The organism is Cohnella cholangitidis (assembly GCF_014107495.1).
Lineage (GTDB): Bacteria > Bacillota > Bacilli > Paenibacillales > Paenibacillaceae > Cohnella > Cohnella cholangitidis.
This window is the reverse complement of the sequence record NZ_CP041969.1, coordinates 6274953-6289163: the sequence shown is the minus strand read 5'-3', so window position 1 is coordinate 6289163 and position 14211 is coordinate 6274953. Positions and strand designations below refer to the sequence as shown.

At 49.1% G+C, this 14211-nt stretch carries 14 protein-coding genes; 2 read left to right on the top strand and 12 right to left on the bottom strand.

The annotated features are described in order from the left end of the window. Nucleotides 1-159: 159 nt before the first annotated feature. The 8 genes from FPL14_RS28915 to FPL14_RS28880 form a co-directional block, all read right to left on the bottom strand. Nucleotides 160-2469, bottom strand: coding sequence for a glycoside hydrolase family 3 N-terminal domain-containing protein (locus tag FPL14_RS28915; RefSeq protein ID WP_182304213.1), 2310 nt, complete (start codon nt 2467-2469; stop codon nt 160-162). A 37-nt stretch (nt 2470-2506) separates the two neighbouring features. Then, nucleotides 2507-3091, bottom strand: a complete 585-nt coding sequence (locus FPL14_RS28910) for a helix-turn-helix domain-containing protein (RefSeq protein WP_182301003.1) — start codon at nt 3089-3091, stop codon at nt 2507-2509. 12 nt (nt 3092-3103) lie between these two features. Next, nucleotides 3104-4087 (bottom strand): response regulator, encoded by a 984-nt coding sequence (locus tag FPL14_RS28905; protein ID WP_182301002.1) that lies wholly within the window; start codon nt 4085-4087, stop codon nt 3104-3106. Beyond that, entirely contained in the window at nt 4080-5873 is a 1794-nt protein-coding gene (locus FPL14_RS28900; protein ID WP_182301001.1) for a cache domain-containing sensor histidine kinase, read from the bottom strand. Before FPL14_RS28900 ends, FPL14_RS28905 begins: the two co-directional genes overlap by 8 nt. 43 nt (nt 5874-5916) lie before the next feature. Beyond that, nucleotides 5917-6747: a carbohydrate ABC transporter permease gene (locus FPL14_RS28895; protein WP_182301000.1), complete on the bottom strand. Its 831-nt coding sequence runs from the start codon at nt 6745-6747 to the stop codon at nt 5917-5919. Nucleotides 6748-6764: 17 nt separating this feature from the next. Continuing rightward, the gene (locus FPL14_RS28890) at nt 6765-7640 is read right to left on the bottom strand and encodes a carbohydrate ABC transporter permease (RefSeq protein WP_182300999.1); all 876 of its coding nucleotides are present in this window, start codon (nt 7638-7640) and stop codon (nt 6765-6767) included. Nucleotides 7641-7759: 119 nt separating this feature from the next. Further along, nucleotides 7760-9058 carry an ABC transporter substrate-binding protein gene (locus FPL14_RS28885; protein ID WP_182300998.1) on the bottom strand — a complete coding sequence of 433 codons (1299 nt, stop codon included), beginning with the start codon at nt 9056-9058 and terminating at the stop codon, nt 7760-7762. Nucleotides 9059-9278: 220 nt separating this feature from the next. After that, a complete protein-coding gene (locus tag FPL14_RS28880; protein WP_182300997.1) occupies nt 9279-10295 on the bottom strand; it encodes a glycoside hydrolase family 130 protein in 1017 nt (338 codons plus the stop codon). A gap of 165 nt (nt 10296-10460) precedes the next feature. On the opposite strand from FPL14_RS28880, the gene fumC reads away from it, so the two are divergent. Beyond that, complete coding sequence (fumC, locus tag FPL14_RS28875) at nt 10461-11852, top strand: class II fumarate hydratase (RefSeq protein WP_182300996.1); 1392 nt, start codon at nt 10461-10463, stop codon at nt 11850-11852. A 21-nt stretch (nt 11853-11873) separates the two neighbouring features. Here the strand turns inward: fumC and FPL14_RS28870 are convergent, their stop codons facing one another. Next, nucleotides 11874-12035 (bottom strand): hypothetical protein, encoded by a 162-nt coding sequence (locus FPL14_RS28870; RefSeq protein ID WP_182300995.1) that lies wholly within the window; start codon nt 12033-12035, stop codon nt 11874-11876. 60 nt (nt 12036-12095) lie between these two features. Between FPL14_RS28870 and FPL14_RS28865 the strand changes: the two genes are divergently transcribed. Further along, nucleotides 12096-12470 (top strand): DUF3889 domain-containing protein, encoded by a 375-nt coding sequence (locus FPL14_RS28865; protein WP_182300994.1) that lies wholly within the window; start codon nt 12096-12098, stop codon nt 12468-12470. Here the strand turns inward: FPL14_RS28865 and FPL14_RS28860 are convergent. From FPL14_RS28860 to FPL14_RS28850, 3 genes are all read right to left on the bottom strand, one after another. Next, nucleotides 12467-13177 (bottom strand): metallophosphoesterase family protein, encoded by a 711-nt coding sequence (locus FPL14_RS28860; RefSeq protein ID WP_182300993.1) that lies wholly within the window; start codon nt 13175-13177, stop codon nt 12467-12469. The two genes, FPL14_RS28865 and FPL14_RS28860, sit on opposite strands and share 4 nt — an antisense overlap. Continuing rightward, nucleotides 13174-13665, bottom strand: coding sequence for a GNAT family N-acetyltransferase (locus FPL14_RS28855; protein ID WP_182300992.1), 492 nt, complete (start codon nt 13663-13665; stop codon nt 13174-13176). The genes FPL14_RS28860 and FPL14_RS28855 overlap by 4 nt, the downstream gene beginning before the upstream one ends. A gap of 150 nt (nt 13666-13815) precedes the next feature. Next, a complete protein-coding gene (locus FPL14_RS28850; RefSeq protein ID WP_182300991.1) occupies nt 13816-14157 on the bottom strand; it encodes an ArsR/SmtB family transcription factor in 342 nt (113 codons plus the stop codon). Between the last annotated feature and the right edge of the window lie 54 nt (nt 14158-14211).

The window sequence follows — 14211 nt, the reverse complement described above, 5'->3', positions numbered from 1 at the left end:
CGACGGGGAATCGTTTCCAAAACCTGATTCTATTATACCGTTCCGATTCCCGGATGGGGAACAAAAAGTTATTTCGAAACCTAAGTTAACATAATTTATGTTATGATCTTTTATTCCAAAAAATATGAGCCGCCGCAAACCGCGGAGGCTCAATTCAACTTATTTATTTACGCATAATTCCACTCCGGTTTTAGCGAGTGAGTCTCCACCGACGTAAACCGTTAACTCGCAAGGTTCCAGCATGAACCGCATTTCGCGATTCCATATGGATAGTTGCTCGCTCTTCAAGCGGAAGCTAACGGTCTTGCTCTCGCCCGGTTCCAACCATACTTTCTCGAAAGCCTTAAGCTCAAGAAGCCGCCGGATAATGCCCGATTTCCGAGAGCGGATGTACAGTTGAACCGTCTCCGCTCCTACCCGCTTCCCGGTATTGGTCACCTCAATGCTAATCTCGAACTGTGCTCTCTCATGCATTTCTTGCACGGTCAACGACGGTTTGTTAACGCGAATTTCACCGTACTGAAATGTCGTGTAACTTAGGCCGTAACCGAAAGGATACAACGCATCGGAAGGCATATCGACGTAAGGTCTTGGCCTTCCCGGATTTTTCTGGTTGTAGTAGACCGGCAACTGGCCCGAAGAACGAGGAAGAGATACGGGAAGCTTGCCGCTCGGGAAAGAATCTCCGAACAGGATCTCTCCGATCGCTTGTCCGCCTTCCTGTCCGGGGTACCAACCGCACAGGAGCGCCTCGCAATGCTCGACAATGTCCGTCAGAGCATGCGGTCGCCCTTGAATCAACACTACGACGACCGGCGTTCCGGTAGCCTTTACCTCGCGTACGAGCCTTTCTTGCAAACCTCCTAATCGGAGATCGGCCAGATCGACGCCTTCCCCGCAATCCATCTCTGATCGGCCGTTCTCGGATACGATAGCTTCGCCGTTGCTGTCGAACTCGCCTCCGAATTGACGAGCGCTGCTTCCTCCAAGTACCAATATCGCGATGTCCGAGCGTTTTGCGGTTGCTACGGCTTCCTCTAGCCCCTTATCGGACAAATCTCTTACGCCGCAACCTAAGCTATACTCGATAACCGCATCGGCTGGAGCGGCTTTCTTAATCCCCTGAAGCACGGTTGATCCGACATCTTTACGCTGAACGCTCGTATAGTCTCCTAGCTGATTGTAGAACCGATCCGCGTTAGGACCGAGAACGGCGATCCTTTTATAGGTTCCGTTAAGCGGCAACAAATCGTTCTCGTTTTTCAGCAGGACAATAGATTCACGGGCGACTTGAACATTCATGGCGCGAATAGCCGGTTGACCGACAACGGTAGCGGCCAGATTCTCATCCGCGTAGGGCCGATCGAACAACCCCAAGTTGAACTTGAGTCGCAATACCCGGGCAACGGCGCGATCGATAACCTTTTCGTCGACTTCCCCTTGCTTTACCGCCTGCTCCAAAGTTGTAAATGCCGTATCCCACAAGCTCAAATCCACGCCCGAAGCGAGCGCCAACGCAGCGGCCGCTTCGTAATTACCGGTTAGTGCGAGTAGACGATCCAGCGCGCAGCCGTCCGCCATGACAATTCCTTCGAACCCCCATTCCTCGCGGAGGATGCCCGTCAACAGCTTCTCGTTCACATGACACGGAATGCCGTCTATCTCGTTATAGGCAGCCATACAGCCGGCGGCCCCGGCCTCGATTCCCGCTTTGGCGCCGGGCAAATGGATTTCCCGCAATTCCCTTTCGCCGATCGAAGCCGGGCCGGCGTTGCGTCCGCCAAGACATGTTCCTTGAGCGCTAAGATGTTTAAGAATCGCCGCGACTTTGGATGAGGTTTTCAGTTGCTCGATATCGGTGCCCTGCAATCCTTGTACGATGGCTGCCGTCATTTGCGCGGCAAGATGCGGGTCTTCGCCGTAGCACTCTTCCGTCCGTCCCCAACGTGGATCGTGCAAAATATCCAGTGCCGACACTAAGCCCAGATGCGCCCCGCGCGACCGGATTTCGGCCGCGACATGAGAATAAGCCTCCTCGATCAAACGAGGGTTCCACGTTGATCCAATGCCTAGGTTAACCGGAAGAAGAGTGCCATCCAGCGCTTGGTGTCCATGAGGACATTCCTCGGACAATAGAACGGGAATGCCCAAGCGAGTATTTTCCACCACGTATCTTTGGACTTTGTTAGCGAATTTAGCGTTGTCGACGGTCGGAATCCCGTTCTCATAGGTGACCTGCGACCATGGATCTGCACGGAATAAGCCGTACAGCGCTCCCATCCCATCTCCGAACGCAACTTGGTCTTTGAATTCTTGCGAAAGTTCAATGCCGTTTGTTCCGCGTTCATAGGCGTTCCATCCGTACATGTGCTGATTCAACTGCCCAACCTTTTCCTTCAGCGTCATTCTGGGTAACAGATCGGCGATCCGATCTTCCGTTGAATACGTGTTGATCTTGTATTTAGGCATCATGACACGGCTCGCCTCCTCTTGCATGTTGATTCGTTCAATGACTCGCGTTTAACTTCCGGTATTCTTTGGGCGTTACTCCAGTATGCGACTTGAACACGGTAACGAAATATTTGTACTCCTTGTAACCCACTTGCTCGGCGATTTCGAACACCTTGTCGTGAGTCGAGACGAGGAGTTGTTTGGCATGGTCGATCCTTAGCTCGTTCATGTATTCCGAGAAGCTTTTACCTGTGCCCTGCTTGAAGATGAAGCTGAAATAGCTCGGCGTTATTTTCAGCCAGGCGGCGACCTCGAACGCTTTCAAGTTGTTGCGGTACTGATCGGCTAAGTGCTTCTTCACTTTCTCGATGATCCAATACGTCTTGTCGATGCCGTTCTTATCGATAAGCTGATACAACTGTCCCATCTCATCCATGACAATCGCTTGTACGAGTTTGTATGAGTTGTAGGCGTTAAGATCGATGAGATCGTTACGTCCAAGCTCGATATCCGATACCCCGCTCTGCCGCAGACGTTGGCGCAGCAAGGTGAACAATTCATCGTTAGACGCCGCGATTTCGCTTAGCAGGAATCTATGCCGGCGATAAAAAGCGAACATCTCTTCGACCTGTGTCTGCAATTCATTGTAGTCTTACTTGAATAGCGCAGAGACCAAGGATTGAATATTCTTCGCATCGTTATATGTGGGCAGCGTTCGGTTGTTATCCATCAATGCGCGATATTCCGGCAGCAACAAAGGAACGTCTTCCAGCGCGTGGTAACCTAGCGTCTCTGCCGCTTCTCTGCAGCGAATACCGGTTTCCCCCGGGGAAGCGTATACGTCGGACGCTCCGCAATAGAGATATCGATCGCCCTGCCAATTCCGTAACATCTCCTCTAGCGCTCGAACCCATTGCTCGGAGCTGAAGATTTCATTAGGAATCGCCAAAGTGTAGAGCAGATTCTGATCGTCGAATACGGAAATGCAACGAATCGAGTATGTCTTAAGGCTGTGTTGCACGTGCATCAGCCATTGCTGCTGGATAGCCTCATATTGAGAGGACGTTAGTTCTGCTCGCCAATCGGCGAATTCGCCCAGCTGCGTCGTCAAAATACGAAATTGGCTGCCGGATAAGTAGGAAGGCGGCGTTTCCGCTTGTTGGGAAGGACCGTTGTGAATGCAATTGGCCAACCACAGCTCTTCTTCCCCAGCCGACGCGTTAACCGCATCGCGACGGATTTCTTCTACGACTTTGCTAACTATCGCGATTAATTCGTCAATCTCGACTGGCTTAAGCAAATAATCGGATACGTTCATGCGAAGGGCTTGTCTTGCATAATCGAAGCTCTCGTAGCCGCTAATTACGATTACTCCAATATCCGGGAAACGCTGATTAAGTTGTTCTGTCAGCTTTAGCCCGTCCATGCCTTCCATGCGAATGTCGGTTAACAACAGGTTGATCTCTTCGCTCTCGATCATACGCAGCGCTTCTTCCCCGTCGTAGGCAACGCCGACGACATGAACCCCTAGTCTTTCCCAGTCGATCGTATAACGCAAACCTTCGCAAATTATTGGCTCGTCATCGACGATGAGCAGTTTGATTTTATCGGATTCGGAAGGTTGGGAACTATTCAAGCTGTTCGCCTCCTTTGGATTCGGAGTATGGAATCTTCAACCGTACCCACCCGCCGGCATCTGAAGGATCAACGATTTCAAGTCCGAAGCTATCGCCGAAATGAATCGATATCCGTTCGTGAATGTTGCTCATCGCTCCACCCCGGCCTTCGATCGTCCCCGAAGGATGACCCAATCGATTAATCGATTGGACGATATCGGGACCGAAACCTTTTCCGTTGTCCTTCACTTCGATCCATATCATGTCCTGCATTCGATAACATCTGACCGAAACGGCGTTGATCGGTTTTTTCCTGTCGTACCCGTGCTTTAGAAAATTCTCCACCAAAGGTTGAATCGTCGTTTTAAGCGTTGTTGCGTTCGCGATTGTCGACTCGGTATAGAGCGAATATTTGAACTTGGCGATCCCAAGACGTTGTTGCTGCAAATACAAATAGGAGTTAACGAACTCCAGCTCCTTCAGGATCGTGGTCTCGTATTTGCCGTTGCTAAGTCCAAGCCTGAAAAACTTAGAGAACATCTCGATCAGTTGGCTCGATTGCTTGGCTTTCTCCAATCGCGCCGTCCAACGGATCATATCGAGCGTATTGTACAGAAAATGAGGGTCCATCTGATTCTGCAGCAGCTTGAGCTCGGATTCGCGTTCACGAAGCTCCAGCTTGAATTTGTGTTCGATCAATTGTTTAATCGTTAACACCATTTCGTTGAATTTGCGATTGAGTTCGGAGATCTCGTCATTCGATTCGATCGGCACATGAGCGCTGAAATCGCCGAGCTTGACCCGGTTCGTCTCGATCTTCAAGCGAAGGATAGGCCGGATGATCGTATACTGGAAACCGATTAAGCCAAGCAGTCCGAGTATGAGGATGGCCGCTAATATAATGTTCATAATGAGCTTGACGCTGCGGTATTGATCGTTCACGACCGACTCCGGGATCATCGCCATGATCTTCCAATTCGTATTCTCCATATGGTGATAGAACGTAAGCATTTTCTTGCCGTTGATCGAATAGTTAATGAAATCCTTGTTCGTATGGCTGAACAGACCAAGAAGCTTCTCGTCCGGCTTAACTTCCAAGTTAAGAGAGGAACGGGATTGGAGAACGGTCTCTCCATTCTCGCCTAACACGTATAGATAACCTGATTCCTTAGCTATGCCGCTCTCCAGCAAGCTTGTCAGATTGGCTTCATCGAGTCGGATGACGAGGCGGCCTAACGGCTGCGTGATATTATTATAGGAATTGAGGATTCGGAACATGGAGATCAGCCTAACGTCCCCGGTCCATGCGCTATAGCTGGGATAACCTTCGCTCCAGACGATTCCGCCTTTGCGGGTGTTGGCCTCCAGAAACCACTTGTTCTCGTTGCCGATGATCGGCTCGCCCATTTCGACCGAATTGCCATTATAACCCGTGATGGAAATCGACTTGATATAATTTTTGTTCATGAGTTGGAAAGTTAAGAAGTTCTCGATGTTCCGTTTGTGATATTCGGTTTTATCAGCGCTTAACGGTGGGTTCGGCCGCAACAATTCCTGCATATCCGGATTAAGGATCATATAATCGGCGATATTCTCGACCAGGCTTGTCTGTTCTTCCAAACGGCTAGTCACGGTATCTAGGTTTCTTTTCGTGCTTGTAATGAACTGATCCATCAGCACTTCGTTATACCGATACTGTACGAGCACGCCGACGCCTAGAGTCGGCAACATTATAAAGAGCATGAAAATGATGAGAGCTTTCTTCTTCAACCCGAAGTTTCTGATCTTCCATTGGATAACCCGCATCGCCTATTCTCCTTCTGCGCCGGCTAATACGGGGACCTGTCGATCAACCCTTAACGGAGCCTGCGGTCATCCCGTTCACCAGTTGCTTCTGAAGCAGCAAGTAGAAGATAAGAATCGGAATTAGCGCAATCGTTATTGCCGCCATCTGAAGCGTAAGGCTTGCCGTTTCGACTCCGACGAAATTGGACAGTCCAAGCGGCAACGTCTTAAGCGCGGACGAACTAAGCAGTACTAGCGCGAACAAGTATTCGTTCCAATTATAGATGAAGTTCAGGATGATTACAGTCGCGAGCGCAGGTCTCGTTATCGGTAATATGATCGACCAGAAAATTCGGAACACGCCGGCACCGTCCATAACCCCCGATTCTTCCAAGTCTTTCGGAAACCCTCTCATGAACCCTTCCAGTATAAAAACGGTTAAGGAAAGATGAAACGCCGTATAAGGCAAAATTAGCGAAAGATGCGTATCAAGCAGGCGAAGCTCTTTCATGATCATGAAGATCGGGATGAGCGTCGCGTGGATCGGCACGAGCATGCCAAGCAAGAACAGCGCGTAAGTAAAGCTGCGCAGCTTGAACTGGAAGCGAGACAAGAAATACGCCGCCAGTGCTCCGAGCAATACGGTTACGATCAGGGATACGAACGTAATGATAATACTATTTACAAAATAAGTACTCATATTCGCGACTTCCCAAGCTTTGGAGTAGTTCGAGAATTGCAGTACCTTCGGGATCGAGAAAGGGTTCGCGGCGTATTCTTGCTCCGTCTTAAAGGAATCTACAACCATCCAGAAGAGGGGGAATACGTTAACGATAGCGAACAAACTTAGAAAACCGTATACGAAAACTTTGAACGACCATGATTTTTTCTCCACTAGAAGTCCTCCCTTCTTCAAGCATCCTTCTCTCTGCTTACTCGGTTTACAATGCTTACGACGATTAAGCTGAACAGAAGAATCAAGACGGAAACGGCGCTGCCGTATCCGAAACGCATATTCATAAACGCGTTATTGTACATATAGATTGTCATAACTTCCGTAACGTGCGCAGGGCCGCCGCCGGTCATGATCTGAATAAGATCGAACACGCGGAACGAGTTGCTGATGCTGTACACGACCGTTACGAGAATGGTCCCGCGAACCATCGGAATCGTTATTCGAAGTGCTTTCTTCCACCCGGTAGCCCCGTCAAGCTCGGCGGCTTCGTTCACTTCATTCGGGATATTCTGCAAGGCCGCTAGGAAAATAACCATGAACAGTCCGCAGTTCTGCCAAATGTAGGTGATGCTGATCGAGATCAATGACCAAGAAGTGTCGCCCAGCCAGTTCTGACGCCAGCTGTCCAATCCAATCGAGCCAAGGATGCCGTTCAACATGCCGTACTCCGTGTTGTACACCATTCCCCATATGAGGGAAACCATTACCGATGAAATGACGACCGGGAGAAACCCGATTGTCCGGAAAAAACCTGCTCCCTTCATCTTGCGGTTAAGAAGCAATGCCAAGAACAGACCTGCCGGAACTTGCCCGATAATTCCCGTTAACAAGATGAATAAGTTATTCTTAACGGTCATCCAGAAGATGTCGTCCTTGAAGATTTCCGTATAATTATCGAGGCCTATGAATGCCATAGGCCTGATCCCGTCCCAGTTCATCAACGAGTAATAGGCAGACATTCCGATAGGAACGACGGCGATTCCCAAGTAAATGACAAGCGCGGGCAACAGTCCGAAAAAGATCGCGTATTTCGTTCCTTTAAGCGTATGCAACGAGATTCCTCCTTCTCCTTACCAGCTATTGCCGATTGGTCCATGGAATGAAGAAAACCCGGGTTACGGGTTTCTTCGTTCATGGTTTTGAGATTCAATAAGGCAACATTCAGGTAAAATTATTTCAAGTTATCGAGCGCGGCCTGAACGTCTTGAGCTACCTTCTCGGCTGTCGTCGTTCCGACGGTAATCGCTTGAAGTCCGTTCTGCATCACGTCCGTTACTTGCGTCGGGATGACGCTGTCGAATACGGGGGATGTTCCGTTGCTCGTCAAGGCGATCATTTCTTTCAAGTACTTGCTTGCGTCTTCAGGCATGTCGACCTTCGCGGGCACGACGACGCCTTTGCTGATCAATTGTTTGTAAAGATCTTCATTCACGAAGAACTTCATGAATTCCAGAGCGGCTTGTTTCTTCTTCTCGTCTAATCCGTTATTGATCGCGATGCCGAATTGCACGACGCCGGCGCTTTTCTTGGCATCGCCCAAACCTCCATCGACGCTTGGCATCAATGCGATTCCGAATTTATCGCCTTCCTCGTTCGTAATCCGAATGCGCGAGTCGACCGTGGAGGAAGAGATGTGCATCGCGGCTTTACCTTGAATGAAGTAATCTTGCGCTTGTACGGAATCCATGTTGTTCGCGTCCGTGTTGAACGCTTTCAGTTTCGTCAATTCCTCGATAACGCCAATGGCTTTGACGTATTGCGGATCGGTGAATTTCGCTTCTTTGTTAAGCACCTTTTGCAGGAAATCGCTACCGACGAAACGTTCTTGAAGCGTGGACAAGATAGAAGATTGAAGCGGCCATTTTTCTTTATTTCCAAGAGAGATCGGGGTAATTCCCTTCTCCTTAAGCTTCTTGACGGCGTCTATGAATTTATCGTAAGTGTCCGGGAATGCGTCATACCCGACGCTCGCGAACATCTCTTTGTTGTAGTACACGATATCGACGAACGTTTGTTTGGTCGGGATCGCGTATTGTTTGCCGCCTTGATTAAATCCCGCGAGAGCGTCTTCCGGCAAGATAGAGCTCCAGTTCGCCATCTCGGAATCGATAGGCAAGAGCAAGTCTCCCGCTACGAGCGGTTGCAGATCCGCGCCCGGCCATACGACGTTAATATCCGACAAGCTGTTGGCCGCCGCTAACGTGCGAAGCTTAGTTTTGTACTGAGCGGATGCGACTCCGTCCTGTTTAATGATAATGTTCGGATGCGTTTTCTCGAATTCCGCAATACGGGCCTTGTACACTTCGTTGTCAACGTTCGGGGAAGTCCATGGATGCATAAAGCTCAACGTGACTTTCTCCGAGGAGTCCTCGGCCGCATTGTTTCCATTGCCGCAAGCGGCGCTAACTAACGTGAATAAAGCGACCGTTCCGACGAGCATCAACTTTTTCATCTTTTTGGATGTTTTCACTTTTCGCCCTCTTCTCTGTTGTTGTTCACTTCTGAACTAGATAACGAATGTTGTCCGATTATCTGCTGAGGAATGTGACAAGCCCATTATAAACCGCTTTCTTTTTCGCCCATATCCGATGAGATCAAGATAATATCCTAAATTATTTAAGTGATTCTTTAAATTTTCGATATTTTCGGATATTTATGGATACCGAGCGTTATGGCTATCTTCTTATTCGTTACTTAGGTTCGTTCAGAATATACTCGACCAACTCATCCAACGGAACGGTTGCCAATGCGATAGCCGTATCCGTTACGCCGTAATAGATGTATAGCAATCCGTCTTTAACGACGTTACCCGTAGGGAAAATAACGTTAGGAATCTGGAAACCGAACTTCTCGTAGTATGTCTCGGGTTCCATAATGAAGTTGTGCGTTCTTGCGATGATCTTCTCCGGATTGTCCAGGTCAAGCAACAGCGCTCCGACTCTGTATACCGTATCTTTGTCCACGCCGTGATAGAGCACCAGCCAGCCTTTATCCGTGCGTACCGGAGGCGTAGATCCGCCGATTTTCTTGAACTCCCAGCTTTCGTTCTCGGCTTTGGCTAACAGTTTCGGTTCATCCCAGTGGATTAAGTCATCCGAATAACTGATCCACATAGCCGCTTTCTCGGTGCCGTAAGCATCGCCGACATATTCTTCAGGACGTCTCAGCAGGGCGAATCTTCCGTTTATTTTCTCCGGGAACAAAATGTTATCGCGATCGTTGATCTCAAGCGGCGTCGTATCGCAGAGATATTCCCAATGGATAAGATCCTTGGATGTCATAATTCCGGAACGGGTTAACCAATGTTCGTCTTTCTCTCCCCATCCGTCCGGATATTGAGGGATCGACCGTTCAGGAATCCCAGCGCCTGTAGGATAGTAACTCATCGCGCAAGGACGAAGCGCATAGTTCAAATAAAAAGTATCATCGATTTTGACGATACGCGGATCTTGAACGCTTCCGTAGGGGAAACCTAACATATCCGGCGTTACGATCGGCTCATCCTTCACATGGGTGAAATGGACTCCGTCCTCGCTCTCCAAGAGTCCGAGGAAGTTTTTGCAAGGCGTCAGCGATCCCGCGGTTCTCTCGATCATGTAGAACTTATCGTTATCGATAATGACGGCGGGGTTGAATACCGTTACTTTACGCCATTCGTATAAGCCGGGAACAACGATTGGATTGTTCGGATGTCTTGTGATTTGCATGGAAATCCTCCTGAAGATGTGTTTTCGACATGAATCGACTGTCTACGACTGATTATATATTGGGGCTCATCCTCAAAATATCCCATGGATTACAGAAAACATCCGAAGAATCGGAATGGTTTTCGACTCCATATGTTACTCCATTAAACGAAAACGAGGTGCGCGATGGTGTATCGGATCGAGAAAGACTCTTTAGGGGAAGTTCTGGTCCCGGCGGATAAAATATGGGGTGCGCAAACGGAGCGAAGCTTGGAAAATTTCCGGATCGGCACGGAGAAAATCCCGCTTGAGCTTATTCATGTCTTCGCTCTGCTTAAGAAAAGCGCAGCGATCGTTAATCAGCATTTAGGAAAACTTAACGACGTTAAAGGAAATGCGATCGTGTCCGCCGCGGATGAAGTGCTCCAAGGGAAATGGGACGGCCACTTCCCTCTTGCCGTATGGCAGACGGGAAGCGGTACGCAGTCCAACATGAACGTGAATGAAGTGATCGCCTATCGGGCGAATCAGCTATTGACGGAGCAAGGCAGCGATGAGCGCATTCACCCTAACGACGACGTGAATAAGTCGCAGAGCTCTAACGATACGTTCCCGACGGCGATGCATGTCGCCGCGCTTATCGCGGTTGAAGACCAAGTGCTTCCCGCGATCGAGAAACTGAAGAGTACGTTGGAGGCTAAAAGCAAACAATTTGCCGACGTCATCAAAATCGGAAGAACGCATTTGCAGGACGCAACGCCGCTTACGCTTGGTCAAGAAATAAGCGGCTGGGTGCGCATGCTCGAAAAGACGCATCGGATGATCCAAGCAAGTTCGGAACATCTGCGAGAACTTGCTATCGGCGGAACCGCGGTTGGAACGGGGATTAACGCCCATCCTTTATTCGGAGCGCAAGTCTCGGAGAAATTAAGCGAATTAAGCGGGAAAAAGTTCGTCTCCGCAGACAATAAATTTCATGCTCTTACGAGCCACGATGAGCTTGTCCATGTTCATGGCGCTTTGAAGGCTCTCGCTGCCGATCTGATGAAGATCGCCAACGACGTCAGATGGCTGGCCAGCGGACCAAGGAGCGGAATCGGGGAAATCACGATCCCCGCGAACGAACCTGGGAGCTCCATCATGCCAGGGAAGGTGAACCCTACCCAATCGGAAGCGATGACGATGGTCGTCGCTCAAGTGATGGGCAACGACGTGACGATCGGGTTCGCGGCGAGCCAAGGAAATTTCGAGTTGAACGTTTTCAAGCCGGTTATCATTTACAATTTCCTGCAGTCCGCAAGATTGCTCGCCGACGCTATCCATTCCTGGAATGACCATTGCGCCGTCGGAATCGAAGCGAATCTGCCGGTCATTCATGATCACCTGCAACGTTCCTTAATGCTCGTCACCGCCCTTAATCCGCATATCGGATACGAGAATGCGGCTTCTATCGCGAAGACGGCTCACGCCAAAGGAATAACCTTGAAAGAAGCTGCCTTACAAAGCGGACTGTTGACCGAAGCGCAATTCGATGAAATTGTTCGTCCGGAGCAGATGATCCACCCTCGATTAAAATAAAAAGCGAGGCGCGCATGCGCCTCACTTTTTGCTTTTCTTGCTCGCGATCCAGAAAACAAAGATAATCAAGGGAATCAGGATGAACCATGGAATATGGATCGTGCTCCGGGTCAGAATAACAAACACGGTTATGCCTATGAAGCCGAGAATCAAATATAGACAGCCTCTCCCAAACGTTTCCAACGTCCCCCTCCTCTCCTATCCGCATATTGCAACGAGAATAACGATAAAGACGGTGATCGGATGAAAAAGGTTTATCGGCAACTAACGTTCGTCGTGACGATCGGCTTGGCTATTTTCATGTCAGGAAGCCCTCTCGACTTGCTCAGCCCGCAACCTCATGCTACTGCCAGCGCAAGGCAGCCTGAATATGCCAAATGGGGTCAAATCGCGATAGCCCAAACGAAAGCGAATTACCAAGCGGATATTGTCGATTATTTGCATGTCGGACGTAATCAAATCTCTCCGGAAGTAGCGGAAGAGATATTCAAACTGTGGCTGCGAGATGGCACGCGGGAATACGGGGTTCGGGTAACGATACAATTTTATACGGCGAACGACCGAATAAGAACCATTACCTTTCGGGAAACGACGGATCGAATTAAAAGAGATGACTAGCTATTTTTTATCGTTTGCGTAGTATAAGTTCCGTTCTCATAGATAAGGCAATTTAGTTGCAACCCATAGGCGCAGCCGCCGTCTATGCCGATTTTATCCTCCTGGAACCAAACGTCCGATGCGCCGTGTATTTCCATCGCTCTGGTGTGGCCGAAGATTACTTTTTTGTTCACCCTAGTCTTGGATTTGATAAAATCGTTCTTAATGTACATGAAGTCGTATGCGGGCTGATCTTTCCAATTCGCGTAGTATGGATTCAGCCCTGCATGTACGCAGATGTGATTATCGTCCTCGTAATAATAAGGAAGCTCGTTCAGAAATTCGATATGATGTTCATAGTTGGACGCGATATGATTCCTTGCTTGCTGGAGCTTCTCGATATTTACTTCTTTGCTAATGAATTCGCAATAGCTATGTAAGGTTTGAACGCCGCCATGCTCCATAAACTTAGCTTGAATTTGCGAATCGTTCGTTCGTATGAGGTCAACCAATCTTTGATCGTGATTTCCCCGTATAGCGATTGCTCCGTAATTCGCAACCAAATCCATAACCCTGTCTACGACATCCTTGCTCTTCGGACCTCTGTCCACGTAATCCCCCAACAATACAAGCTGGTCTTTCTCAGAGTCGTATCCAACTTCCTCCAACATTCGATTGAGCGGTTCGATACAACCGTGTATGTCGCTTATCATTAATGTTCGTGTCATAAAGTCACCTGTCCTTCAACCGCGATCCTCATTCTGATGCCGGCGATTTTACCCTGATTGCTATCCTCGATCGGACTTATTTCATATGGGACAAACCCTAGCTTATGATAGAACAAAAGCGCGCGCGAATTCGCATTATGGCACACCAGATGGACGTTCTTCGCCTGATGTTCCTCAGCCGCCCGGTTGATCATCGTTTGGATCAAGAAACTCGCCGCCCCGGTTCCTCTGCTCGTGGGCTTAATGATCACGTTGCCGATCCAACAATCCTCGCCTGCGGCCACGTTGTATAGATTGCTATAACCTACGATGTCGTCCGAATCCATAGCGACCGTGAGGGACAGTCTCCGGTATGCCGCATCCGCCAGTTGCTCCGCGGTGAGGGGAAAGGTCCCTTTGGGATACATATAGAACAATTCTTCCTTGCTTTGCGGAAAAGAGGCGATCAGTTGAAAATCCGCTAACGTAGCATCACGGTAGTGATACAAAGCTGCCCCTCCTCTCTATATTAACGTTATTAAAGACCTTAACATATTATTCAATGCGGAATGGCATTTCCCTTTTTATTTCCTGTCTCTTTTTGTCTACATGCAATAAAAAGAAGACCGCGTAAGCCCGCGATCTCCTTGACTATCATTCTATTCCATTTGTTCTTGTGTAGGAATCCGCTCTCCCGATTGTTCGAACGCTTCTAGTATCGAAACGAGCAGTCCGGGAAATCGGATTTCCAAATCTTCTTCCCGCAACGTCATCACGCGCTGCGTGCCTTGAGCTCGAACGTTCACTACGCCCGCTTCGCGAAGCGTGCGAACATGATGCGACATGGTGGATTTCACTACGGGCACCTCAACGTTGCCGCATGTTCGTTCTCCGAATTTGCGGATTTCCGATACGATATATAGCCTAACCGGATCGCTTAACGCATATAAAACGGAAGACAACAGAATGTCGGCTCTATCCGGGTGGTGGAGTGCTTTCAACTAATAGGCCTCCTTCATGAAGCTTATGATTGCAATTTTACCATACCTCGTGCT

Excerpts from the sequence above, each read along its gene's own strand:
- FPL14_RS28915 (WP_182304213.1), bottom strand. The coding sequence starts at position 2,469 with ATGCCTAAATACAAGATCAACACGTATTCAACGGAAGATCGGATCGCC.
- FPL14_RS28900 (WP_182301001.1), bottom strand. The coding sequence starts at position 5,873 with ATGCGGGTTATCCAATGGAAGATCAGAAACTTCGGGTTGAAGAAGAAA.
- FPL14_RS28880 (WP_182300997.1), bottom strand. The coding sequence starts at position 10,295 with ATGCAAATCACAAGACATCCGAACAATCCAATCGTTGTTCCCGGCTTA.
- fumC (WP_182300996.1), top strand. The coding sequence starts at position 10,461 with ATGGTGTATCGGATCGAGAAAGACTCTTTAGGGGAAGTTCTGGTCCCG.
- FPL14_RS28865 (WP_182300994.1), top strand. The coding sequence starts at position 12,096 with ATGAAAAAGGTTTATCGGCAACTAACGTTCGTCGTGACGATCGGCTTG.
- FPL14_RS28860 (WP_182300993.1), bottom strand. The coding sequence starts at position 13,177 with ATGACACGAACATTAATGATAAGCGACATACACGGTTGTATCGAACCG.